The following is a 24,917-nucleotide window of genomic DNA, read 5'->3' as shown; positions in this document are numbered from 1 at the left end:
GCTGCAATTTCAGGAGAACTGAAATGTGCTAAGCGATGATTTTAGTGCAAGAGTGTATGGTGGAATTGAAAAATCAAATTCATTAAACATGAGAAAGCTCTCCTTAAAATAAGTTTGTAAGGAGAGCTTTTTATTTTAGCCTAATTTTTTTGAAAGAGTTTTAATTGTTTCATATAATCGAGAGCTTTTGTTTTATTCCTCTGTTTAAAAACATATTGTGCCTCATTTACATCTCTATAATAACTATTAACTACTTCTTCAGAAAGTGTACCGTCAGAGATGGCTTTTTTAACCGCGCAGTGTGGTTCATTTGTATGCGAACAGTTAGAAAATTTACATTTCCTAGAGATAAGAACTATATTTTCATATCCAATATTTAAGTTACCTTCATGATTTATTAAGTCAAATCCTATTTTACTAATAAGTAATCCCTCCACTTTTAAATGAGTTTTTTAGAATCATACATACAAATTGTATCGTTTTTAAGTTGTGCTTGTTTTAATATTCTGTATCCTTATAAATTGATTTCTCTACATCAGGGAGAAGGGTGTATATGCTCTTCCCAATTAAAGATTCTAATTCATTCTTAATTTTATAGAATCCTTTCGAATGTAAAGAGGTATGAGAGGTTGTGCCATGACGTAAACCAACAGAAACCAATCTTCTTTCAAGCGTAATAAAACCATCCGCATCAGCGAGAGCGTCGCAAAGATTAATTACTTTATTGTATAAGTCATTGTCACTATTTTCATTCAATATTTCAATTAACCGGCTTTCCATATAATCGGGAACAAGGCTCCACTCTGCTGCGATATCTATATGCTCATTTTTGCAAGGAAATGAATGCGTCACACATATAACGGCGTTTCCTGTATACCCTAAATCATTCATATACATGTAACCATCATAGGAATGAATAACAGATTTAGTAAAACCTTTATATCTTCCTATATCATGCAGGAGAGCGGCATTGTATGCTATGTCAACATCTAAGTCATACCCATTTTTTATAAGTTCTACAATTATTTTTTCAGTTGCATTGGCAACATTAATTGAATGTTCGAACCAAGGACCTGGGTTTTGTTCATATGCCCAATCCAGTAATTCTCTTGCGTATTTCCTTTCTAATATATATTTCATATAGTGATCCTTTCTCTAAAAAATCATATTTTAAATAATTTCATCTTAGAATTTCATTATTCCTGCTTTAAAAATTGTTAAAATAAAAACAAAAGGGGGAAAAGGAATGCAAAGTGTAGTAATAGAAGAGATTAAACGACTTGATGAAGACATTGAAGTATTTTCTGAACTGTTGAAAACTGTAGTAGATGATGGAGCTTCAATAGGATTTCTACCGCCACTGGAACGAGAAGAAGCGACAAAGTATTGGCAAACCGTATTAGCACCAGAAGTGATATTATATGTTGCTAAAATAAACAATAAAGTGGCGGGCAGTGTTCAACTACATTTAATTACAAAGCCGAACGGGATCCATAGAGCCGAAATTTGTAAGTTAATGACTCATCCAAACTTTAGGCGTAACGGTATTGGACGTTCACTTATGCAAAAAGCAGAGGAACGAGCAAAGCAAGAAAATAGGTCTCTTTTAGTTTTAGATACTAGAGAAGGAGACGCTTCTAATAGATTGTATAAGTCATTAGATTATCAAGAATCCGGCAGAATACCGGGGTATGCAATTTCTCCGAATGGTGAGTTAGATGCAACGGTTATTTATTATAAAATGATTTAGTTTTTTATTTGAAAAGGGAGATAATTTCAAACGACATATTTGTTATTATGTCTGTGTATTGATTTGTAAAAAAGATTGATAATTTAAAATAAAGTTTGATAAAACCCTGTACAATAGTGTTTTTCTTTTGACCCTTTAACTTTATCTGGAATGTTCAATTAAAGAGCCAGTTTGTAGAAGGTTTTAATAGGTTTTTTAGAGTTATTATTTAAATAGGGATTTTGAAGTCTTTTGGTGAATATTAAATGTTAATCTAAAAGATGGAGGTTGCTGTGATGTTGAAACTGTTTCAATATAATTGGCAAGTTCGTGATGAGTGGTTTACATTGTGCGAAGACATGCCGGATGAAGAACTATTAAAGAAACGGGTCGGTGGGTTCGGCAGTATCCTACATACCTTATTTCACATTGTAGATGTGGAATATATGTGGATCTTAGGTTTGCGAGGTGAACCAGTGCTTGAGGAGCCGTTGTTTGAAGAGTATGCCAGCTTGCAAAAAGTGAAAAATCTTTCAGCTCAATACCATGAGAAAGTGAAGCAATTTGTGACATCTTGGACAAATGAAATGGATTCTCGGAAACTTTCAGAAACTGATTTCAATGAAGAACCGATTAGCTCTAGAGACGCACCAATTAGGCGCCGAGTCATTGAATGTACACACGGAGAGATAATACGTCATGTCACATTGTCCACGAAATCCACCATATCGGCCAGTTATCTATATGGGCACGTGAAATAGGAAAGGAGCCTGTTTCCGCAAATCTGAGAGGAAGAGGGCTATTCGATAATTAGACTGCCTTTGCCAATTTCGCAGTTAATAACGTAGTGCAAGTTCCATCTTTATTTTAACGAAAAGATAACCTTTGACCATCTAAAATATTTTAGATGGTCTTTTTTTGTGAAAACGATGAAAAATATAGAAGAAACTGCAATTATTTATAAAAAAATACGCTTTAAATATTGTCATATTTGCTTCTTTAAGATATCCTTTTCATGAAGAGGTGGAAAACATGGAAAAAGTACTAGTTTTCGGGCATAAAAACCCAGATACAGATGCAATTTGTTCTGCGATTGCTTATGCAGAATTGAAAAAAGAATTAGGAATGAATGCTGAGCCTGTACGTTTAGGCGAAATCAGCGGTGAAACTCAATTTGCGTTAGACTCTTTTAAAGTAGAAGGACCGCGTTTTGTTGAGACAGTAGCAAACGAAGTGGACAACGTTATTTTAGTTGACCATAACGAACGCCAACAAAGTGCTAACGATATCGAATCTGTTCGTGTGTTAGAAGTTATTGACCATCACCGTATTGCTAACTTTGAGACAAGCGATCCTATATACTACCGTTGTGAGCCAGTTGGTTGTACAGCTACAATCTTAAACAAAATGTACAAAGAAAATGGTGTTGCAATTCGTAAAGAAGTTGCAGGTTTAATGTTATCTGCAATTATTTCAGATTCTTTACTATTCAAATCTCCAACTTGCACAGAACAAGACGTAGCAGCAGCTCGTGAATTAGCGGAAATCGCTGGTGTAGATGCAGATAGCTACGGCTTAGAAATGTTAAAAGCTGGTGCTGACTTAAGCGGAAAAACAATGGAGCAATTAATCTCCCTTGACGCTAAAGAATTCCAAATGGGTAACGCGAAAGTTGAAATCGCACAAGTAAACGCTGTTGATACCAACGACGTTCTTGTACACCAAGCGGAACTTGAAAAAGTTATTTCTGCAGTAGTAGAAGAAAAAGGTTTAGACCTATTCTTATTCGTTGTAACTGACATCTTAACTAACGATTCTGTTGGCCTTGCGATCGGTAAAGCAACAGACGTTGTTGAGAAAGCATACAACGTAACATTACAAAATAACACAGCTACTTTAAAAGGTGTTGTATCTCGTAAAAAACAAATCGTTCCTGTATTAACAGAAACATTCCAAGCTTAATATTATTGAGTATGGATAAACAGAAAGGACAAGTAGCCGGAGTGGCTGCTTGTCCTTTTTTATTATAAAATTACAGATGGGAAATAAAAAAGGATAGCAATAGCTATCCTACTTATCGTTTATTCATAAGATCGTTTCTTATTTATATAAAATGTAATAATAGCAGCAATAATGAAAATAGGTATTGCGTACGCTTGCCCAACAAAGAATTTCCAACCTACAGTATTATAGCCGTCAGATGCTGGAATGATAATCGCGATGATACAAACAATAATATAAGCTAATAATGCTGGGAGTATATTTTTCATAGTTGTTCACCTCCTTTTTATAATACATTTATATATTGTACTATTGAATAGCGATTGGGAGATTAAGTGTACTTGATTTTACGAAATCTTTACAAATTCACTAAAGGATGAGGTGTATGCATGCTGTATGAAAGTGACTTTAGTACGGTGTGTTTATGTAATAATACATATGCTTAATAGACTGTTCTAAAAGAAATTAAACCAAATATAGAAGATAATGTAATTTTATCTTTCAAGATTAGTATATAGTATTCTGTAAAAAAATGTACTAAAAAATTGATGTTTCATAAGAAATATAGAAGCGGGGTAAGAAATAACGATGAAAAGGTTATGCATAATTCCATGCGGAAAGAAGAAGATTTGGGATAAGTATCCATATTCTGGAGAGGCAGAGGCAAAAGATGTATATATTAGTCCATTCGGAAAAGCATGTCAGGCGTATGCAACTGAGTTTTTCGAGAGCTGGGTTATATTATCAGCAAAGCATGGATTTTTAAGACCAAATGATATTGTAAAGGAAAACTATGATCTTGCATTTGATTCAAAGAGTAATGAGATTATTAGTATAGAACAATTACAAAAACAGATGATTGAAAAAGACTTACTTCAGTTTGATGAAATTGTCTTACTTGCAGGCAAGAAACATAAAAAAGTAGTGACGAAGTTATATCCAGAAGAAATCATTACATATCCGTTAGAGGGATGTAGAGGGATGTAGAGGGATTGGATATATGTTGCAGAGGTTGAAGTGGACTGTGGAGGAAGGAAAGGAAATATAATTAGTAAACTATTTATTGCTTCTATAATATTAAATAAAATCGACTCTAAAAAAGAGTCGATTTTATTATTTAAAACGTAATTTTATAGTTAAATGGTTCAGGCTTTAAATCATAATTTTCACTTGAACCTTCTAGTATCAGTTGTAATTCACCTTGCTCGATTGGGAGTTTAGGGAATGTTAACACAGCATCACTAGTTACGCCAGGCATCATACCTTGTGGGATTTTAGGGTATTTTGCTTCATAATTATCTTGGTATTCTAGTTGTTGACCATTTACGATTAATTTGGAGTTGAAATCATAAAAATTAAATGCTGCAGTTGCATCATTCTTTGCTGTAAAGTAAACTCGCGTTTCTTTATCGGCGATTTCAATCTTTTTAACGATCATTTTATAACCTTTATGGTCTAGTTCTTGATTAACTTCAATTGTTTTTTTTGCAGGATCAAAGGCAGTTGCATAATCAGTTTTTTCAACACTTGTTGCGACGATAGTAGGACCTTTTACTTTTCCGCCAAAAGCATTTTCACCTTCAAAGACGTCTTTAATAGTTCCCTTTACATGAATATAATCTTCACGTTTTACATCTAATTTAGGATCTTTGAAAGCAATGATGGTATTTTTGCTATGCTCTTTATCAGCCCAGGCTTGAAGGTATGTACCATCTTTATCACGTTCAGGTTCGACAAAGATTTGTGCATAAAAATCAACCTTTTTTCCTTTATATTCTTTAGGATTAGAGTGCATCTTTTCAAACTCTTCTTTTGATAATACCTGTGTTGATTCACTTGTATCCTTAGTAGTTTTCTTTGATGTTGAATCTTTAGAGTCTGTATCTTTAGAGCATGCTCCACCTAAAAGGACAGCTCCACAAAGAACCGATAATAGAATTTTCTTCAAAATTTATCCTCCTATATGTATAAAATATATTTTCGGTTTATAGTATAACAGATTAAAAGGAAATATTTTACAAAAATTTTAAAAACAGGTTTATTATTAGTAAGATTAGTATTCATCACATATGAGTTAAACTACTCTAAAGCGTAAAAACTAGACTAGCAAACAAGCCATTTTACACTTTTAAACATAGAATATGATGAAGTCTATAGAGGAGGAATCATATTCACATGAGAAATAATTGTAATAGTTTTTGGGATGATTTAATGTTTGGAAGATGTAGATGCAAACGTAGAGATTGTGATGAATGTTGTTGCAAGGAAAAACCGAAATGTGATTGTAAAGAGTGTTGTTGTAAGGAAAAACCAAAATGTAAGTGTGAAGAGTGTGATTGTAAAGAAAAACCGAAATGTAAGTGTGAAAAATGTCATTGTAAACATGAAGGTTGGTAAAAATGATAAATAGACTCATCAAACAAATTTAACCCCTAAAGGGATAGGAGCTATTTCTATAGTGAAAAGCTAACGGTAGTTTATATTAAATGCATGTTTAAATTCCATTTTGAACGTATTTCTTTTCTATTTCCCATGAATCTTGCTTTTTAATTTTTAGAGCTACATTCGTACCATTAGATTCTGTATAAAAGATATATCCGTGGTTGGACTTAACGTAAGTTGAAGGTTCACTTGTACAATCTTTAGAACAAGATGTGTTGATAAGTTCAATTAAGGATAGTTCGCTAGGATCGGTTTTACTAGCATCTATTACGATATCAAGGCTCGTTTTACGATAACCTTGTAAGTTTACATGAAAAGTGTTTTCAATTTCTCCTGTAATGCTAGTATTCATTACTTCAACTGAATTTTTCTTTTCTTGAAGAAATCCGTTTTCATAAAGTAATTTTGTATATCCAAGCCATGCTATTAAAACTAGCATGAAAAACATACCAGACATTTTTAGTGTTCGAAGCCGTTTACTAACAATTGTTTCTGAGTATTTCATTCAGTCTAATCCTCCAATGTTTTTATTTTAAAGTATGCTTGGATACATATATTTAGAAGAGGGTGAAAGTTAGCGGTCAAGTGATTCAAAAAGAAAGCATCCGAAGTTAGATACTTTCTTTTTGGCAATTAGCGCTATCTATTAGTTACTTGTTTCATAAGAGGTCTTATTTCCTTAACAGGTGGTTTTTTATCATAGGCATCAACGTAAGAAAAGTAATAATTTAAGTTTCTAAGAAGTCCTTTTCCTATTTTAGCGCTTAAGAAGGGGAATACTTGTCCGGTATAATCATCGAGAGATTTACAGTAGTATTTTTCATCTAAATATATACTGTATTTACATGTTAGTTCTACTAATGAGTTACCTCCATCATCAAATACTTCCTTAGAATCAATAATGTCTATTAATGCGAATTTTTCATTCAGATAAACTTTCTTCTTTTTCTCGTGTTTATTTGTGAGGATAAATACGAGACCAATGGCGTTAATCAAACTATTTCCTCCTATAAAAAACGGATATTAATAAAATATATCGATATACGTTAAATGTAAAGAGGAGTGGTGAAATATCATTGATAGAAAACTAAATAAGCCGATTTGTTTTTTCAAATCGGCTTATTTTTATTGAAATACTTGCGGAAATTGTTTTACGATTGCATCTGTTATAGTATCAGCCATTTCTAATGCTTCTTTTTCAATTTTATCGTATAGTTTTACACTGGCATCATAATCTTTATTTAGGAAGGCGAGTGCTTCCGCTTTCGTTAACGCTAAATGCTCATAAAACATTTTTCTAAATTCTTCTTTTTCTATATATGGGTTGATACTGGTTAGAAACTCAACAATTTCATCACCATTAGCGTACCACTTCTTTTCTATAGCGGCTGCTGCGTTTTGATCGCCAGCTTTTGCGGCTTTAACAAGATCAGCAGCAATTACTAAGTGGTCTTTAATTAATGCACTATATTTTTTTACTGCATTTTCTCCGTAGAATGGTTCAAGTGAAAGCCCCATATGTGTTGCATTTTGTAGAAGACGTCCAACAGTAACGTTTACGTCTGGCAAGTTAAAGATGATGCCTATAATGGCTAATCGCGTCCAAGTGACGTGTTGTTCCCATAAAGAACGCATATATCCTTTTAAAAAGTTTTCGTTTTTACTAACTCGGTAATTTCGTACAAATGAATCGAAGTTTCCATTAGTGATATGATAAGGGGAGTAATACGATTGCCAATAAGTATACATAAATAGTTACACTCCTTTGAACATGTATATCTCACAATATGATAAACGTTATTTTTAAGTTACGTGTCCAAGAGTTTTTTTGAGAGTTGGAAAAGGAGAAAGTTGAAGGGGAATGAAAAACACACTTATGATATATATGAATCAAAAGAATTTTAAAATAATAGAGGTCCTGCAAGGGAAATTGCAGGACCTCAAAAGGGTATTGCCGAGATGTCGGACTCGACTACGTAATATTAGCATAAAATTCTTTCGAAATAACCTGGTAAATGCGTCCAAATGAAAAGGATAATTTTTAATAAAGTTAAAGGGATCTGCTTCCCGCGGCAGACCCCTTTAACTAGATAATGTTGATGAGCAAAGACTCATCTAGAGTATCTTCATAATAACAAATGAAATTTACTTTGTGTATTGAGAAAAAATGAATTGCTTGTATGAATGTAGCGGATTTATATTTTGCTTTTTGGAATTATAATCATTTGTGGAGAGTGGAATAGGGTTCTAAAATGGAGAAAAGACTTTTCAGCCAGGATATCATACATTGCAATATGTAAGGATAAAAAAGACCTGCTAATTTTAAGCAGGTCAACATAAGGGGTTTATCTAACAGATTATTATATATGGTAACAACTGTATTGTAGTAAGTCTATAAGTTATATGTTGAGAAAATTTGTTTGAATGATATATATTTGGCACATGTATTAACGTTTAAAAAGTTGAGAAAGGAAATTCATAAGCTTGCTATAAGAAAATAAGGGCTGATACTTATAAAATGATTCATATTTCCACGCATCATTATTAGAGAATTGGAGTTGTTTATTTGATTCTTTAGGCTTGATGGAACTATTGTAACTACGTTTCATAATTTAACCTCCTCAAATTCATATGTATACGATTAGTAGTATTCTAGGAAGGGGAATAAAATGAATATTTATATTGAAATTTTTTCTTCTTATGTACTAGATTTGTGTTTTTTATATTGTAAAACGTAGGAAGCAACTAGAACTCAAATACTTATAAAATTCAAAGTGGCGAGAATCAATTTGATGACAGATTATATAACTCTTTCATTCAGCACTTTCATGACGCATAAGTGATGATATAATAGGAATAGATGAAAGATATAGAAAAGCAGGTGACTCTTTTTTGTTTACAAAAGCAAAAGAACTTTTAGCGTCTTATTTCGGTTATTCGTCATTCCGAAGAGGACAAGATGAAACAATTAAAAATGTATTAGATGGGAAAGATACAGTTTGTATTATGCCTACGGGCGGTGGTAAGTCAATTTGTTATCAAATTCCCGCATTAGTATTCGAAGGAACGACATTAGTTATCTCACCTTTGATTTCACTTATGAAAGATCAAGTAGATACATTAATACAAAACGGTATTTCCGCTACATATATTAATAGTTCTATTTCTATTACAGAAGCGAATCAACGAATTCAATTGGCGAAACAAGGGCATTACAAGTTGCTTTACGTGGCGCCTGAGCGTCTTGATTCTATGGAGTTTGTTGATCAACTTATCGATATGAAAATCCCGATGATAGCGATTGATGAGGCGCACTGTATTTCGCAGTGGGGTCATGATTTCCGCCCGAGTTATTTACATATACATCGCATATTAGATTATCTTCCAGAAAAACCACTCGTTTTAGCATTAACAGCAACAGCGACACCACAAGTGCGTGATGATATTTGTAACACGCTTGAAATTAATCAAGAAAATACAATTATGACAACGTTCGAGCGCGAGAACTTATCGTTTTCAGTAATTAAAGGACAGGATCGTAATGCGTATTTAGCAGATTATATTCGTCAAAATCAGAAGGAATCTGGGATTATTTATGCAGCTACAAGAAAAGTAGTCGATCAGTTATATGAAGATTTAGGGAAAGCAGGAGTTTCGGTATCGAAATATCATGCTGGTATGAGCGATCACGATCGAAATGAACAGCAAGAACTCTTTTTACGAGATGAAATCAGCGTTATGGTAGCGACATCAGCGTTTGGAATGGGGATTGATAAATCGAATATTCGTTACGTTATTCATTATCAACTGCCAAAAAATATGGAAAGTTACTATCAAGAAGCAGGACGTGCTGGTCGTGACGGATTAGATAGTGAATGTATTTTGTTATATTCTTCTCAAGATGTGCAAGTACAACGCTTTTTAATCGATCAATCAACTGGAGAATCACGTTTTTCAAACGAACTTGAAAAACTCCAAAATATGACCGATTACTGTCATACAGAACAATGTTTACAATCATTTATTTTGCAATACTTCGGAGAAGAGCCTAAGGAAGATTGTGGCCGCTGTGGTAATTGTACGGACGACCGTGAAAGTATCGATGTGACGAGAGAATCACAAATGGTACTATCTTGTATGATTCGAACGAACCAACGATTCGGAAAGCAAATGATTGCACAAGTATTAACTGGATCTAAAAATAAGAAAGTCATTGAATTTAATTTTCATACTTTGCCAACATACGGTCTTTTGTCAAACCGTAGTGTAAAAGAAGTCAGTGAGTTTATTGAGTTTTTAATTTCAGATGAGTTAATTGCAGTTGAACATGGTACGTATCCGACATTAAAAGTAACGGAAAAAGGAAAAGAAGTATTACTTGGTAAAGAGAATGTTTTACGCAAAGAACGAGTAGAAACGAGACAAATTGTTCAAGACCATCCTTTATTTGAAGTGCTTCGTGAAGTGCGTAAAGAAATTGCGCAAGGAGAAGGTGTACCACCGTTCGTTATTTTCTCTGACCAAACGTTAAAAGATATGTGTGCGAAAATGCCACAAAGTGACTCCGAACTCCTAACCGTAAAAGGAATCGGAGAACACAAACTTGTGAAGTACGGGTCTCACTTCTTACAAGCAGTTCAGCACTTTATTGAGGATAACCCAAACTATGCGGAAACAATTAAGACTGAAGTTGTTTCAGAGAGTAAAAAATCAGGAAAAGCGTCAGCGAATTCTCATATAGAAACGTATGAAATGTATAAACAAGGCATTGATTTAAATGAGATTGCGAAAGATAGAGGTCTATCAAGACAAACGATTGAAAACCACTTAATCCGTTGCCATGAAGATGGTATGGAAGTAGAGTGGCAAAGCTTTGTTCCAACAGAGTATGAAGCTCTTATTGAAACCGCCGTACAAAATGCAGAAGGTGGTTTGAAATCTATTAAAGAACAGCTTCCAGGTGAAGTGAGTTACTTTATGATTCGTGCATATTTACAAATTAGAAAGTAGAGAGCAATAAAAAGGGGATAGGGACATATGCATCATGTTTTCGTGTATGGCACGTTAAGAAAAGAGCAAACGAATGCTCATTATATGCAAGGTGCAACATGCATCGCAGACGGAGCATGGACGTATGGCAAATTATTTGATACAAACGAAGGGTATCCTGCAATGGTTTGTTCAAACAAGGAAAAAGTATATGGGGAAGTTTATGAAGTAAATAGTGATGTTCTGCAAAAATTAGATGAACTTGAAGAATATACAGGTAATCCCGAGAGTGATTTATATGACCGGATCACCCAAACTATTTATTTTTGGGATATAGAAACACATGCATATGTGTATGTTGCTCAAGATAGAGAAATGTTAAAGAAAGTTATCATTTCTGGTGATTGGGTGGAGTATCAAAAAGGGAAATAAAAGCAGCTATAGAATGATGTGAAAGCAGATAGTGGAATAATCCATTATCTGCTTTTTGAATTTATACTTTTAAAATTCTTATTTTTTGATAAATTGTGAATATAGGGAAATAATAAGGGGGATTTTTCATGGGTATCAGAAATTTAGTTTCTCACCTGTAGTAGAAAAATCTATGGCGGGAGGAGAATAATAATGAACGAATTAAATGTGAAGGAATTTTACAAAAAACAATTTGAACTGTCGAATTATGATATAAATACAGAAAACTGGCTAGAGCAGGTTGCTAAAGAAGTTCAAGAACAAGTTGGTCATCCATTTCAAACGATGTTAGAACTTGGTGCAGGAAATGGTGGATTCGCAAGGGCGATGTCTAAGTTAAATGTAAAAATGACTACAGTTGAACTTGTAACAGAATTAGTTGAATTTGCAAGGGATCATTCAAGTAAGGATATTACGATTCACCATGGTGATTTCTATCAAATTGACATTTCGGAAGAATTTGATGTAGTAAGTTATTTAGATGGATTTGGTGTAGGAACAGATGATGAGCAATTGTTTCTACTAAAAAGGATTAAAGATTGGATGAAGGATGAAGGATGTGCACTTATTGATATTTATCAACCATTGTATTGGAAAAAGATAAGTGGCCAAGAAATGTCATTAAGTTCAGCTATGCGAAAATATGAATATGATAGTATAAATGAAAGAATGTTAGATCATTGGTGGAATCCTAATTATCCAAATGATATTGTGACACAGTCTTTACGTTGCTATACAATAGAAGAGATTAGCCATCTATGTGATGAAGCAGGTTTAAGTATAGTAGGATTCTTCCCAGGCGGAGCATTTGATTTTGAACAATCGCGATATAAAGAGCAAGCTTCACTATATGATTGCTTATCTTATCGTAAAAAAGAAATAAAGAAAAGGTAGGGCTTATCCCTCATACACATTAAGATAAGTTTATGTATATGAGGGGAATTTTAAATTTGTAGAATCTAATAAATAAATGCAACGAAAATAGTTGATATACATTGTTGGTTAAACGAATCAGATCTTTTTAACTAATCACTCCAAATTATTAGGCAGCATATATCGTTGTGATTATTTGAAAACTAATACTAGTTCATTAAAAATCGATAAATTTATATTAAAAACGCCATCCTTTTTGTATATTTCTATAAAAAGAATAGCGTTTTTTTCGTTATATGGATACAAATTTACATTATTTTGATAATAGTAATAGGGCGAGAATCTATTATGTTTAACCAATAATAAAATGACACAATTGACAAAATATACATCAATGTTATAATGATACATTGTTATCGTGGTAACAAAATATCGTTTTTTACATTAAGGATGTGAAGTTATGAAACAAAATAATGAACAAATAAATGAAAAAAATACAAAAATTAAAGTTGAACGTGTGCAAACTGGTATTAGGATGGAAAAAAGAATGGTAAAAGTTTTGAAAGCAATGGCAGAATATCATGATATTTCGCTAGGCGTTCTTCTTGAAAGAATCGTTCTACATTCTTTTGAAAATAAACCTGTATTTAGCGATGCAAGTCTTGAAAAAGTTAAAGCTATAAAAGAAGTTTACGATATGGATTATGGCCTAGAAATAAGTCGTCAGTGGAATGATTCGGATAAATAGAATGATTATTTTCACATACAGTGCCATCTAGATTGTTTGTAAGCAATCTATGAAGGGAAGAAAATAAAGAGAGAGAAAATTTTGTTTTAAGGATACTTCAAAATCTTAGATAAAGAGGCATGTTTTTTGTATTTTTCTTTATTTCGGAAAATTCTCAATCTAACTATTGACTTTATGGATGGATTTTTAATACAATTATGTCTTGACTAAAAAAATTGGAACGGACAGGAGGGAATCATCAAATGAACAACATTTTTGACGCAGAGTTACAAAAAATGAAAGATACTTTAAGTACGATGGATGATCAATTAGAACAGCTTGAAAAAATTCCGGTTTATTATGGAGAAGATTTTAAAGAGCAAATTCTTGAAAGTATGAGGGAGTCTAATAGACAAAGCTTACGTATTGGTGTACATGAGCCGTACTTTGGAAGATTAGATTTTCAGGAGGATGGCAAGGAAGACGTAATGCCGATTTACATTGGTAAAGTAGGTGTTTCAGATAAAGATACGATGAAACCAATTGTAATTGATTGGCGAGCACCTGTCGCGAGTATGTTTTATTCATTTACCGGTGGTGATGAATTAGCATTTTATCATTCACCAGACGGATTAGTAGAAGGTGATGTTTATTTAAAGCGAAACATTTCCATTCGAAAAAGAGAACTAGAACGTGTTGTTGATACATATGTAAAAGGAAATGAAGATGTCTCGCATGCTGATGATTTTCTTCTATATCGATTAGGTGAGAATAAAGATAATAAATTGAAAGATATCGTTTCGACTATACAATCGGAGCAAAATGATATTATTCGTGCGGAAAGAAACTTACCATTATTAATTCAAGGGGTTGCAGGGAGCGGAAAAACAACAATCGCTTTACATCGCCTTGCTTTTTTAATTTATGAATATCGTGAACAACTTGAAGCGGAGAGAATGATCGTATTCGCTCCAAACAGTTTGTTTTTAGATTATATTTCGAGTGTACTTCCTGAGTTAGGGGTAGGAAATATTAGTCAAACAACGTTTCCAGATTGGGCATTACGTACGTTAGATGGTTCGGTGAAACTGAAGCAGACAGAAGAAAAAATGAAAGAAGCTTTTTCAATTAATCGCGATGAAAAAAAAGTTATGCTCGGTAAATTAAAAGGCACGTTGGAATTCAAGTCGTTTATTGAAGAAAGAATGATTCAATTTGAAAAAGAATTAGTACCGACAAAAGATTTTGAGGCATGGGATAAAGCAGTTATTCCAGTGGAAGACGTTAAAAAATGGATGCAGGTTGAATATAAACACTATCCATTAAAGAAAAGACGAGAACGTTTAGTTGGCAGAATGAAGCGCTGGATTGAAATTGAACTGAAAAAGTTTGGAGAAACAAACGAGAAAAAGTTACTAAAAAAAGAAGCGACAAAGAGATTGAGCACATATATGAATTTTTGGCCGAAAATGAGCCCACTTTCACTGTATAGTTCAATGTTGAAGAGTAAAGAAATACTCGAAGTATTACCTGAAGAGCTTGTTCAAGAAACAGAAAAGAATTCTCGTAAAAAAGAAGTATATGTAGAAGACTTACCAGCTTTAATTTACATACATCATCGCATAACAGGAATTGAAATCGGACAGAAGTTCCATCACGTCGTTATTGATGAAGCTCAGGATTTCTCGCCTTTCCAAGTTTATGTATTAAAAGAAATTACACTAGGTAATTCTTTCACTATATTAGGTGATTTATCTCAAGCGATTTATGATTATCAAGGAATTGAAGACTGGAATGCTTTTAAGGAAGTATTCCAAGAAACAGGCTATTATGAATTGACGAGAAGTTATCGCTCTACAAAAGAAATTATTGAATTTGCTAATGAAATAATAAAAAATGCAGAGATTCCAGTAGGGCTTGCTACACCAGTTTTCCGTAGCGGTGAAGACGTGAAAATAATTCGGGTAGAGGACCAATTTATTGAAATTGTGAAGACATTACAACATCTACAAAATGAAGATGTGAAAACAATTGCGGTAATAGGAAGAACAGATGATGAGTGCCGTGATATATATGAGAAGTTAACAAATGCTGGATTGACTGTTAACTTCATTGAAGCAGATCAAAGTAAGTATGAAGGTGGTATTTCGGTAGTACCAGTATACTTGGCGAAAGGGTTAGAATTTGATGCTGTACTTCTAATCGACGTTGATGAAGAACATTACAAAAATACAAAACATGATGCGAAATTATTGTATGTCGGATGTACGAGATCACTTCATGATTTATGGATTTTCTATAGTGGGGAAGCATCGCCTTTAATTAAGGGATTAAAATAAATAAAAAAGAGGATTTTCTAGCAGTTCATGAAAATCCTCTTTTTTATACTTGAAAGGTATGTAAATTAACACCCTGAGCTGTTGTTTAAATGATAAAATATCATATTCTCAAATTCTTTAATTTGCTCTTTTTCCCATAGACGAACAGCATCTACCGGATTTTGTGCATTCTTTAACCAATCTAGAATTAAGTCTAGTTGCTCTTGTATTTGCCACAATATTTGTTCTTTTATGTTCTCATCCTGAATTCTCTCAATTAATTGAATCATATAGGGAAGTTTTTCTTTACATTCGTTTAAATCTCCGCAATAACCTGATGGAAATTCATGCGTACAAAACTCTAAGCTATTTATATAGTAAGAAACAAGATGTATCATTGCCTCTTGTTCGGTATCGCCACCTAATTCAATGGCTTTTTGGAGAAGTTGTTCCAAATCCTCATCAGTATTTCCGGAACCCATATAAAGTCCCATCCATCTAAAAGGTCTTGAATCAGATGGATCCTTTTCTAACCATTGATATAGAATGTCTATTAGAAAACAATTTAACGGGAAAGTTAATACTTCATTTTTCTCGTTGGATGTATCTAAAATAGTAAAAAGCGTAATAGCAAACTCTTGTTGATCTTTGGATTCCCATTTCTTTGCATTTGTAATAAATATATCTAAATGCTTAAAAGCTAATTTTCGTAGTCCTACTTCGAGCTGCTGACAGTAAGAAATAAAATCATGCCAGTTCTCATTTGTATTCATATGTATAATAATGGCTTGTAGTGCAGTGTGATTTTTACTCATTAGTTATGTATCTCCATCCCGATAAAATGCTATTTTAATTGAATAACGTAAGCATATAGAAAAAATTCACTGGAGTTATATGATTTAATATGTGCGTTTAAGTATAAATCTTGGTGATGGAAGTGTTTCTTGTTCTGCTTCAAAATACGCAACTTGATTTGTAATTGAGTATAGAATAGAAGGCATTCCCATTCCAACAGCAGCCTCTAATGCGTCCAGCAAAGGGAGTATTTTCCCATCGATTTTAGTGTCCCATGATATGGCGTAGCAAGAATCATCGGCCCCATGTTTTTTTAACAGACGACCTATATCAATTGGACACGAATTAGGTTTAGGGATTTCAATCATATATTCTTCACGTAGCGTAGTTCTGTAATTATGGCAAAGGCGACCTATGGCATCTTTACGTTTCTTAGTTGAAGAAAGTTCAAACATGATCCTATTTTGAAGTCGCTTAGTAAAAAAGGAGTTTACAATTATCTCTTCTAATTTTTTATCCATTATAAGTCTCCAATCTATTAATCATGTGTTGGAAATTTTAGTATTATTATATCATTACATATATTAAAAAGGGGGAATAGCTATGATTACAAAAATAATATCAAAAAGAAATTGGGAAATCGCGAAAACAACGGGAGAAATTAATGAAGAATCACTTATAAAAGAGGGGTTTATTCATTGTTCATTATTAAACCAAGCTTTAAAAGTTGCTCAAAAACATTTTAGTCATGAAGAAGATGTTTTATTACTTACAATTGATCCATCCCTGTTAAAAGCAGAAATAAAATATGAACTTGCTTCTAACGGTCAAAAATATCCGCATGTATACGGAGTAATCAACGTAGATGCAATTGTAGATGTTGTCCCATTTCCAAAAGAAAAAGGAGAGTTTATATTACCAGAGGTACAAAGTTAAGCGTGTTATATAGGCATTTAAGTTAGCTAGAAAAGCACAAATCATATCGTTTGTGCTTTTTATTGTATATTTTTTTGAAAAATCATTGTTTTTGTCACACTAATACTGTACGATACATAGTATAAAACACATACTGTATGACATATAGTAATGGAAATGAGGTGGATGAATGGATACTTTATTAAATTCATTAATTACTGAGCTAAGGAGAGGGACATTGACATTAGCGGTTTTAAGTCAACTAAGAACGCCGCAGTATGGATATTCGCTTGTCCAATTATTGGAGCAATCAGGAATCATGATAGATCAAAGTACTTTATATCCACTACTTCGCCGATTAGAAAAGCAGGAGCTAGTGACGAGTAGTTGGGATAAAACTGAGAGTAGACCTCGTAAGTATTATGTTTTAAGTGAATATGGATTAGATATATTTTTGCAGTTGAAAAAGGAATGGATAAAGGATTCGAAAGAACTTTATAACTTATTAAAGGAGGAGGACAAGAATGAGTTTGATTGATATCTACGTCGAGGAAGTTGCGAAGAGATTACCTGAAAAAAATCGTGAAGATATTATACTTGAACTACGGTCAACAATCGAGGATATGTTACCTGATGATTATAATGAAGACGATGAAAAAAGTGTTCTTGAAAAATTAGGGAGTCCAGTCTCATTGGCTAATGGGTACTTGGATAGACCGATGCATTTAATTGGACCACGTTATTTTGATGTATATATGACTTTATTAAAAATGATTATACCGATTGCGGTTGTTATTGCGCTTATTTCAATGGTTGCAGAAAATTTTATTGGCTATAGTGGTGATCAGGCGGTATTAAATGTAATTTTAAAAATGATAGGTGAAGGCATTGGAAGGACATTGGAAGTAGGTCTCCAAGTATTTTTCTGGGTAACAATTGTTTTTGCTATTTTAGAAAGAACGGATAAGGAAAAAGATGCGCACCCATTAACAACAAGTTTTAAAAAATGGACACCAGATGATTTGAAAAGCATCTCGTATATCCCGAAGAAAAAGGCGATTTCAAAGTTTGAAGTTTTTGGAGGGCTGATGTGGACGGCAGTATGGGCAACGCTTTATTTTTATGCCAATCATCTTGTAGGCGTATATGAAGGTACTGAAAATGGACTGAATTTTGTCGCGCCAACTTTCAATCAAGATGTTTTACTTCAGTACTGGCCAATCGTTGTTATTATGATCGTTTTAGAAATAGCGATGTCACTATATAAATTTATACAAGGTCAATGGACGAACAAAATGGCAACTTGGAATGCAATCCTACAGTTAGCTGCAACGATAGCGTTCATTGTAATAGTCATAAACCCGAATTTGTTAAACGAAGATTTCGTTACGTATGTGGCGAATATATTTACCATATCCTCTACTGAATTTAAATCGTGGCTAATTGGTGGAAGTTTATTTTTCTTTATTTTATCTGCGGTACTAAATATAATTGATGGTTTTCGAAAAGCTAGAGTTCGTTCAGATAAATAAACTCAAAATTTCAATTGAAAGATCTCTTGATAGAAAGTTAAAGAGGAAAATCACTTTGAAAGGAAGGGGAAAATGATTAGAGAAGCAACTAAAAAAGATTTAACGTATATTTTAGATATTTATAATGATGCCATTCTAAATTCTACTGCTGTATATGCTTATAAATCCGTAACACTTGAAGATAGACAAAGTTGGTATGAACAAAAGATTGATGAAGGTTATCCGATATTAGTTTGTGAACAAGATGAAAAAGTGGTTGGATTTGCAACATTTGGTCCATTTAGAGCGTGGCCTGCCTATAAATATTCAATTGAACACTCCATATACGTTGATAAGGAATATAGAAAAAATGGAATTGGGAAGTCTTTAATGAAAGAACTAATAGCTATTGCGAAAGAAAGAGAATATATGACCTTAATTGCTGGAATTGACGCAGAAAATGAGAAAAGTATTGCCCTGCATCAAAACTATGGATTTGTTCATACAGGGACAATAAAAAAAGCCGGTTATAAGTTCAATCGATGGCTAGATTTAGCTTTTTATCAATTGGAGCTTAATGGTCCTAAAAATCCTACTGAAGAATAGCTGTATCTATTACTGTAAAAATAATTTTAAAAAGAAATTGTGTATATTTCAAAAGATAGTATGAAGAAATCTCATGCTATCTTTTTTGTATTCACCAATATAATTTAACAAAGGAGGGTTTTGACATTTTATATCGAATTTTCAGGAGGTGATAAAACAATATAAAAAGAGGGATGAATATGGAAACTGTCATACGAAAAATAAAAGAAATACAATCTGGTCAAGTTGGAGTATCTGTTTACTCTACAAAATATGAAAATATAGTTGCCTCCTATAATAATAATCTTTATATTCCATTAGCATCAGCAGCAAAAGTGGCAATTGGATTTGCAGTAGCGAGGATGGTAAAGGACAAACAAATTAATTGGAATGATACACTTCATCACATTAAGTTTAATCCAAATGAGGATAGTGTGCAGTTATATCCTCATTTACAAGGAAGAACTACATTAACACTTAGTAAAGCGGTTGAAGTAATGATAGCTTGCCACGACAGTTATATTGCTCACTCGGTTGTAATGCACTGCGGAGGATGGGAAACTGTCAGAGAAAATGTTTTAACGTACTTTTCAAAGATTCATATACAGGAAAACCCTAGAGATGAGCAAAATGTCGGAGAGTTAAATCAAGTTCTTTCACTTTTAGTACATATTTTTCAAGGGTATAAAGCAGAACCAGAATTATGGGAACCCATTATTAGTGGAATGGTAAGGCAACAAGGTAATTATGAAGGGATACCGTATTATCATTTAGCGCATGTGACAGGTGGTTTATCCACCGCTACAATAAATATTGGTATAATAGGGATGTTTCATGAATTTCCGTTCCTTTATGTAATTGGGGGAAGAAATTTACCTAATCGATTTGATAATAAAGAGGTTGATGAAACAATTCTAGAAGCTTTGAAGTGCTTATATAAAGAATATAAGATGACAAGTCAAACAAACGTTGTAACCGATAATTGAATAAAAACGTTATTTTAATAGCAGGGAGGGGAATAGTGCACCTAAAGGAGTATACCGTTTACAAAAGTGAATCGCTCATATGTATCGGGACTATAAAGGAATGCGCTCAGCATATGGGAGTGTATGGTGATTCCTAATATGAAAAGAGAGCCAGAAGGCTCTCTTTAATAGTTATGGGACCTACCAGCAAAACGAAAAGCTTCAAGTATATCAATACATTAGAAATTCTGTGCACATGAAGTACAAGGTCCACCAGTAAGCTGAAATACGACCACTATGAACGTTTGGAACACCTACTTCTTCAACATCCCTAACTTGATTCCAACCTGGAACTAAATCGCCTATTTATACAGGAGATAAAGGTAGATAAAAAATATGGTTAGTTAGCAAATAGAATAGTGGCAGCAGCACCACGCATTAATGCTCCACTTCCTGTTATTGTAACCCTTACTGATAATAAATCGCATTGCTCAACCAGAAAACTACCAGTACCAACTGCACAACAATTAGTAGGAGAACCCGTACCCACTACAGTTGCTATAATACCTGTATTTATTGATGTTGTAGCGCATGTATCACTTACAACAATTTCAGCAGATACAGTAGCTCCTGCAACTAAATTCTCATCTCGAATACTAAAAACTATACCAGTAATTGTTGCTGTTTGTGGTATAACCACATTATTTCTTACGAAACCTGCTTGTGCAGTACCTAAACCAAAAAATTGATTATTAGCAATTGGCTGATCAGTAGCTAAATAAATTACCATCTGAGCTGCTCCAGTAGCTCCAGTAGCTCCAGTAGCTCCAGTAGCTCCAGTTGCCCCAGTAGCTCCGGTTGGTCCAGTCGGTCCAGTTGCCCCAGTCGGTCCTGACGGTCCTCCTGGTGGTCCGGTTGGCCCCGTTGGCCCAGTAGCTCCTGCTCCAGTTGAACCAGTTGCTCCGGTTGGTCCGGTTGGTCCAGTAGGCCCAGTAGGCCCAATTTGAGGTGGAGGTATAGGGGGACCGAAACATTCGCATGGAATATGAAATTTCTTATTAAATTTACTCATTTTCACACCATCCTTATCATTTACCAACTTACACTCTACAACTTATGAATTAGTTAATACACAAGTATAAGGAAAAAGCCCTTAAAAATAAAAATAAGCATATGCCCTTATGTCACAGATATAAACCTATTCCATTAATTGCTAGTTTTATCGTCATAAGTTATGCAAGAACAGGGCATGTATCAATGCCGGGATTAATTGGTTTTTCATGTTTTGTTACATATGGTAGATTTGTATTGATTAGTCTATTGAAATGATGCAATAAAAATATGTAAATATTATAAGAATTGAAAGGATGAAATATATGAAACGTATAGAGAACGGTACACGCACTGAAGGAGAATACATTAAAAATAAATTAATTCAATATAACATGTCTGCGCTGTCAGATGAAGTAAAACAGCCAATGGAACAAGTAAGTTTCGTAGTGAAAGATGAGGAAGGTAAAATCTTTGGTGGGGTAACAGGAATGATGTATTTTTATCATCTACACATCGATTTTTTATGGGTTGATGAATCAGTTCGCCATGATGGTTATGGTAGTCAATTGTTACATACAATAGAAGAAATTGCGAAGGAAAAAGGATGTAGACTCATTTTACTAGATTCATTTAGTTTCCAAGCACCAGAATTTTATAAAAAGCACGGATACCGAGAATATGGTGTTGTTGAAAATCATCCTAAAGGGCATAGTCAACACTTTTTAGAAAAGAGATTATAATAATATTATGTATACTAGTTGATGGGAGAAAAAAATGTACACGTATAAATTACAACATGAACAACCAATCTGTGTAGAAAAAATAAAGAAACTTTACGATTCTGTTGGCTGGTGGCCAGAAAGAAAAGTAATTGATATTGAAAAAATGTTAAAGAATAGTATAGCAATTGGAGTATGGGAAGAAAACGAATTAATTGGATTTGCTAGAGTTGTTACTGACGGTGTTTTTCGGGCGTATATTGAAGATGTTGTCGTACATGAAAGTGTAAGAAATAAAGGTATTGGTGAGAAGATGCTAACAATGTTACTGAAAGAGATATCTCATATTGATATTGTTAGTCTATTTTGCGGAGAGAAACTAATAAAGTTTTATGGTGAACAGCAGTTTCAAGCGACGAAGCAAATTGTGATGCATCGTAATCAAATAGTGAAAGAATAATAGGTGCCAATTAGAATGAATGCAACAAGAGCATATTGTTTATCGAAAAGAAAAGCGACAGCAGATTCTCCAGATGGCTGGAGTGCAACATGTATGAGGATCAATAATAAAATATTTGCGATAGTGAATCATGAAGAAGGTGAAAAAGCTGCGATTACATTAAAATGTGATCCAGAACTTGCCTTGCGAATAAGAGAAGATTATCCGGAAACAATTATTCCTGGATATCATATGAATAAAAAACATTGGAATACAGTTTATATACATAAGGGTGTAGAACAAGAACAAATTAATAAAATGATTGATTGGTCGTATGATTTAGTACTACAATCATTTTCAAAGAAAAAGCAGCAAGAGTTATTGGATTAAATACAAAGTGAAGTCGACCATAAATAGCTAGTAAAATGATTATATTTTACTAGCTATTTGCAGTTTTAGATTATATATTAGGAGATTTTGAAATGAATACGAAACGAAACAGATTACTATATGCACTGTTTACTATAGTTGTTGTTATTTTAGGTCTTAGTTCCAGAAAGTTTGCTTTTGTATTGCCAGATCTATTAAATGACTACTTAGGTGATGCATTATGGGCATTAATGATTTTCACTGGATTTGGATTTTTGTTTCCTAAAATAGAAACGAGGAAATTAGCTTTTATTAGTTTGATATTTTGCTACGGGATTGAAATTAGCCAATTGTACCATGAGACTTGGATAGATAGCATTCGCGCAACGACTTTAGGTGGACTCGTATTAGGGTACGGATTTTTATGGAGTGATTTAGTGGCTTACACAATTGGTGTGGGAGTAGGAATGCTTGGTGAGTTTATGCTACGGAAGAAATAAGTGAATTTTAAAAGGGGTATTTGTATATGGAGGATATATTAGAAATTGCAAAGTTTTGGTTTCAATATAAAGATGTTGCAGCTACTGAAATTCAACCAAACGTAACGAAAATTCATTGTAATAATAAAGTGTATATTTTAAAGGGAAAGGGATCGATGAAGCAGCTTCTAAATGAATTAAATGTATTAGAACAGTTTGATGAGAAAGTTATTAAAGTACAAAAATTAGTAAAAACGAGAAATGATGAAAGGTACGTATTTTATAAAGAGAAGTATTATTGTTTGTACGAATATGTTACTGGAAGTGTGCTAGAAATAAAAGATACAGAAAAGCTGATAAAGCTAGGGAGCACTATTGGAGATGAAATAGCGAATCTACATCAAGCACTAGATTCAGTGAACAGTACAAGCGGGTTAATAAAAAGAGATTTGTATAAAGTAGTATACAGATGGGCTTTACCAATTTTAGAAAAGAATGAGCATGTTCATCGGAATGTAATTCAAAAAATGGGTCAAATACATACAGCTTTCAAGGAAACGGTTCACTCATTACCAAAACAAATTATTCATCGCGATATGCACTTATCGAATGTAATCTTTAAAGGGAATGAATTTCAAGGGTTTATAGATTTTGAACTTTTAGAAAGTAATGTAAGGGTATTCGATTTATGCTATTGTTGTACGAGCATTTTGAGTGAGTTATATATTGATGAAATATTAAGAGGGAAATGGCTACGTATAGTTGGAAAGATCTTTGAAGGATATAATAAGCAAAATCCTTTAACAAGAGAGGAAATACAGTCTATATGGTATGTTATGCTTTCTATACAAATTATTTTTATTACTTATTTTGTTCAGTTAAAAGATTTACTAAAGTTAAATGAAGAGATGTTTTTATGGATTTTTGCTAATAAAGAAGCTATTGAAGAATCTATAGAAAGAGTCATACTAATATGAAAAAAATAATATTGATTGGTTCTGGTGGTTCAGGAAAATCTACATTAGCAAAGCAGTTAGGAAATAAACTAAAAATACAGGTGTATCATCTTGATGCATTATTTTGGAAACCGAATTGGGTAGGTGTTCCAAGGGAGGAACAAAGAACAGTTCAAAATGACTTAATTAAAGAAGAAAAGTGGATTATTGATGGGAATTATGGCGGGACAATGGACATAAGAATTAACGCAGCGGATACAATTATCTTTCTTGATATTCATAGAACAATATGTGTTTATCGTGCTTTTAAAAGAATTGTGCAATATCGGAATAAAACAAGACCGGATATGGGTGCTGGATGTGAAGAAAGGTTTGACTTGCAATTTTTCAAATGGATATGGGAATATCCTAAGACGAAAAGACCTGCAATTGTAAAAAGACTCGATCAATTAAATAAGGATAAAAGAGTTATTATTTTAAAAACACCAAGTGAGGTTCAACGATTCTTAAAGGAAGTACGGTAAGTATAAATTGGTGCATTAAAAGAATTAAATTATGTTCCATTTTGAATTGGAGGGATA

At 33.3% G+C, this 24,917-nt stretch carries 29 protein-coding genes and 2 pseudogenes; 21 read left to right on the top strand and 10 right to left on the bottom strand.

All coding sequences use genetic code 11. The features are described 5' to 3' along the window. Positions 1–140: 140 nt before the first annotated feature. Positions 141–437 carry a hypothetical protein gene (locus tag MHB76_RS13525; protein ID WP_078174680.1) on the bottom strand — a complete coding sequence of 99 codons (297 nt, stop codon included), beginning with the start codon at positions 435–437 and terminating at the stop codon, positions 141–143. 61 nt (positions 438–498) lie between these two features. Beyond that, positions 499–1,140, bottom strand: a complete 642-nt coding sequence (locus MHB76_RS13520) for an HD domain-containing protein (protein ID WP_340986815.1) — start codon at positions 1,138–1,140, stop codon at positions 499–501. Positions 1,141–1,246: 106 nt separating this feature from the next. Between MHB76_RS13520 and MHB76_RS13515 the strand changes: the two genes are divergently transcribed. The 3 genes and pseudogenes from MHB76_RS13515 to ppaC all read left to right on the top strand — a co-directional run bounded on the left by MHB76_RS13515 (position 1,247) and on the right by ppaC (position 3,691). Continuing rightward, positions 1,247–1,750, top strand: a complete 504-nt coding sequence (locus tag MHB76_RS13515; protein ID WP_078174682.1) for a GNAT family N-acetyltransferase — start codon at positions 1,247–1,249, stop codon at positions 1,748–1,750. A 275-nt stretch (positions 1,751–2,025) separates the two neighbouring features. Further along, positions 2,026–2,543 (top strand): annotated as a pseudogene (locus MHB76_RS13510) (DinB family protein). A 218-nt stretch (positions 2,544–2,761) separates the two neighbouring features. Then, entirely contained in the window at positions 2,762–3,691 is a 930-nt protein-coding gene (ppaC, locus tag MHB76_RS13505; RefSeq protein WP_002110312.1) for a manganese-dependent inorganic pyrophosphatase, read from the top strand. 119 nt (positions 3,692–3,810) lie between these two features. On the opposite strand, the gene MHB76_RS13500 is transcribed toward ppaC, so the two are convergent. After that, positions 3,811–3,999, bottom strand: a complete 189-nt coding sequence (locus MHB76_RS13500; protein WP_000789863.1) for a DUF4017 family protein — start codon at positions 3,997–3,999, stop codon at positions 3,811–3,813. Positions 4,000–4,318: 319 nt separating this feature from the next. Between MHB76_RS13500 and MHB76_RS13495 the strand changes: the two are divergent. After that, positions 4,319–4,778: pseudogene (locus MHB76_RS13495) on the top strand (DUF6884 domain-containing protein). Between the two features lie 69 nt (positions 4,779–4,847). On the opposite strand, the gene MHB76_RS13490 reads toward MHB76_RS13495, so the two are convergent. Beyond that, a complete protein-coding gene (locus MHB76_RS13490; RefSeq protein ID WP_016105089.1) occupies positions 4,848–5,678 on the bottom strand; it encodes a hypothetical protein in 831 nt (276 codons plus the stop codon). 267 nt (positions 5,679–5,945) lie between these two features. Between MHB76_RS13490 and MHB76_RS13485 the strand changes: the two genes are divergently transcribed. After that, positions 5,946–6,140 (top strand): hypothetical protein, encoded by a 195-nt coding sequence (locus MHB76_RS13485; protein ID WP_016105088.1) that lies wholly within the window; start codon positions 5,946–5,948, stop codon positions 6,138–6,140. A gap of 84 nt (positions 6,141–6,224) precedes the next feature. Here MHB76_RS13485 and MHB76_RS13480 read toward each other — a convergent pair whose 3' ends face one another. The 3 genes from MHB76_RS13480 to MHB76_RS13470 form a co-directional block, all read right to left on the bottom strand. After that, complete coding sequence (locus MHB76_RS13480) at positions 6,225–6,677, bottom strand: hypothetical protein (protein WP_078174685.1); 453 nt, start codon at positions 6,675–6,677, stop codon at positions 6,225–6,227. Between the two features lie 134 nt (positions 6,678–6,811). Continuing rightward, on the bottom strand, positions 6,812–7,168 hold the full coding sequence (locus MHB76_RS13475; RefSeq protein WP_078174686.1) for a cytoplasmic protein: 357 nt from the start codon (positions 7,166–7,168) through the stop codon (positions 6,812–6,814). A gap of 129 nt (positions 7,169–7,297) precedes the next feature. Then, on the bottom strand, positions 7,298–7,921 hold the full coding sequence (locus tag MHB76_RS13470; protein ID WP_088078706.1) for an acetylglutamate kinase: 624 nt from the start codon (positions 7,919–7,921) through the stop codon (positions 7,298–7,300). Between the two features lie 1,143 nt (positions 7,922–9,064). On the opposite strand from MHB76_RS13470, the gene recQ reads away from it, so the two are divergent. From recQ to MHB76_RS13445, 5 genes are all read left to right on the top strand, one after another. Next, positions 9,065–11,182, top strand: coding sequence for a DNA helicase RecQ (gene recQ / locus MHB76_RS13465; protein WP_078174688.1), 2,118 nt, complete (start codon positions 9,065–9,067; stop codon positions 11,180–11,182). A gap of 27 nt (positions 11,183–11,209) precedes the next feature. After that, the gene (locus MHB76_RS13460; RefSeq protein WP_078174689.1) at positions 11,210–11,593 is read left to right on the top strand and encodes a gamma-glutamylcyclotransferase family protein; all 384 of its coding nucleotides are present in this window, start codon (positions 11,210–11,212) and stop codon (positions 11,591–11,593) included. Between the two features lie 192 nt (positions 11,594–11,785). Further along, the gene (locus tag MHB76_RS13455) at positions 11,786–12,526 is read left to right on the top strand and encodes a class I SAM-dependent methyltransferase (RefSeq protein WP_078174690.1); all 741 of its coding nucleotides are present in this window, start codon (positions 11,786–11,788) and stop codon (positions 12,524–12,526) included. Positions 12,527–12,965: 439 nt separating this feature from the next. Beyond that, positions 12,966–13,253 (top strand): hypothetical protein, encoded by a 288-nt coding sequence (locus tag MHB76_RS13450; protein ID WP_002110300.1) that lies wholly within the window; start codon positions 12,966–12,968, stop codon positions 13,251–13,253. A 242-nt stretch (positions 13,254–13,495) separates the two neighbouring features. After that, positions 13,496–15,571, top strand: coding sequence for a HelD family protein (locus MHB76_RS13445; RefSeq protein WP_078174691.1), 2,076 nt, complete (start codon positions 13,496–13,498; stop codon positions 15,569–15,571). 65 nt (positions 15,572–15,636) lie between these two features. Here the strand turns inward: MHB76_RS13445 and MHB76_RS13440 are convergent, their stop codons facing one another. Continuing rightward, positions 15,637–16,365, bottom strand: a complete 729-nt coding sequence (locus tag MHB76_RS13440) for a hypothetical protein (RefSeq protein WP_078174692.1) — start codon at positions 16,363–16,365, stop codon at positions 15,637–15,639. 84 nt (positions 16,366–16,449) lie between these two features. Further along, positions 16,450–16,866 (bottom strand): hypothetical protein, encoded by a 417-nt coding sequence (locus MHB76_RS13435; RefSeq protein ID WP_078174693.1) that lies wholly within the window; start codon positions 16,864–16,866, stop codon positions 16,450–16,452. A gap of 82 nt (positions 16,867–16,948) precedes the next feature. Here MHB76_RS13435 and MHB76_RS13430 point away from each other — a divergent pair, with 82 nt between their 5' ends. From MHB76_RS13430 to MHB76_RS13410, 5 genes are all read left to right on the top strand, one after another. Further along, positions 16,949–17,281: a DUF952 domain-containing protein gene (locus tag MHB76_RS13430; protein ID WP_078174694.1), complete on the top strand. Its 333-nt coding sequence runs from the start codon at positions 16,949–16,951 to the stop codon at positions 17,279–17,281. A gap of 169 nt (positions 17,282–17,450) precedes the next feature. Then, complete coding sequence (locus MHB76_RS13425) at positions 17,451–17,798, top strand: PadR family transcriptional regulator (RefSeq protein ID WP_002110296.1); 348 nt, start codon at positions 17,451–17,453, stop codon at positions 17,796–17,798. Further along, the gene (locus tag MHB76_RS13420) at positions 17,785–18,792 is read left to right on the top strand and encodes an HAAS signaling domain-containing protein (protein WP_078174695.1); all 1,008 of its coding nucleotides are present in this window, start codon (positions 17,785–17,787) and stop codon (positions 18,790–18,792) included. The genes MHB76_RS13425 and MHB76_RS13420 overlap by 14 nt, the downstream gene beginning before the upstream one ends. A gap of 72 nt (positions 18,793–18,864) precedes the next feature. Further along, positions 18,865–19,377 (top strand): GNAT family N-acetyltransferase, encoded by a 513-nt coding sequence (locus tag MHB76_RS13415; protein ID WP_078174696.1) that lies wholly within the window; start codon positions 18,865–18,867, stop codon positions 19,375–19,377. A gap of 179 nt (positions 19,378–19,556) precedes the next feature. Beyond that, on the top strand, positions 19,557–20,342 hold the full coding sequence (locus MHB76_RS13410) for a serine hydrolase (RefSeq protein WP_078174697.1): 786 nt from the start codon (positions 19,557–19,559) through the stop codon (positions 20,340–20,342). Between the two features lie 379 nt (positions 20,343–20,721). On the opposite strand, the gene MHB76_RS13400 is transcribed toward MHB76_RS13410, so the two are convergent. Next, positions 20,722–21,393, bottom strand: coding sequence for a hypothetical protein (locus MHB76_RS13400; RefSeq protein WP_340986800.1), 672 nt, complete (start codon positions 21,391–21,393; stop codon positions 20,722–20,724). A 304-nt stretch (positions 21,394–21,697) separates the two neighbouring features. Here MHB76_RS13400 and MHB76_RS13395 point away from each other — a divergent pair, with 304 nt between their 5' ends. The 6 genes from MHB76_RS13395 to MHB76_RS13370 all read left to right on the top strand — a co-directional run bounded on the left by MHB76_RS13395 (position 21,698) and on the right by MHB76_RS13370 (position 24,860). Then, on the top strand, positions 21,698–22,114 hold the full coding sequence (locus tag MHB76_RS13395) for a GNAT family N-acetyltransferase (protein ID WP_002110291.1): 417 nt from the start codon (positions 21,698–21,700) through the stop codon (positions 22,112–22,114). Positions 22,115–22,148: 34 nt separating this feature from the next. Then, complete coding sequence (locus MHB76_RS13390) at positions 22,149–22,553, top strand: GNAT family N-acetyltransferase (RefSeq protein WP_016105075.1); 405 nt, start codon at positions 22,149–22,151, stop codon at positions 22,551–22,553. Between the two features lie 15 nt (positions 22,554–22,568). Further along, the gene (locus MHB76_RS13385) at positions 22,569–22,922 is read left to right on the top strand and encodes an MmcQ/YjbR family DNA-binding protein (protein WP_002161512.1); all 354 of its coding nucleotides are present in this window, start codon (positions 22,569–22,571) and stop codon (positions 22,920–22,922) included. A 92-nt stretch (positions 22,923–23,014) separates the two neighbouring features. Further along, a complete protein-coding gene (locus MHB76_RS13380) occupies positions 23,015–23,401 on the top strand; it encodes a ribosomal maturation YjgA family protein (RefSeq protein WP_078174699.1) in 387 nt (128 codons plus the stop codon). 26 nt (positions 23,402–23,427) lie between these two features. After that, positions 23,428–24,357, top strand: a complete 930-nt coding sequence (locus MHB76_RS13375; RefSeq protein ID WP_078174700.1) for a phosphotransferase enzyme family protein — start codon at positions 23,428–23,430, stop codon at positions 24,355–24,357. Further along, on the top strand, positions 24,354–24,860 hold the full coding sequence (locus MHB76_RS13370) for a DNA topology modulation protein (protein WP_199709126.1): 507 nt from the start codon (positions 24,354–24,356) through the stop codon (positions 24,858–24,860). Before MHB76_RS13375 ends, MHB76_RS13370 begins: the two co-directional genes overlap by 4 nt. Positions 24,861–24,917 lie beyond the last annotated feature (57 nt).

Source organism: Bacillus sp. FSL M7-1345 (assembly GCF_038006985.1).
Classification (GTDB): domain Bacteria; phylum Bacillota; class Bacilli; order Bacillales; family Bacillaceae_G; genus Bacillus_A; species Bacillus_A cereus_U.
Note: the sequence above shows the minus strand (reverse complement) of the source record. Positions and strands in the feature narration are given on the sequence as shown.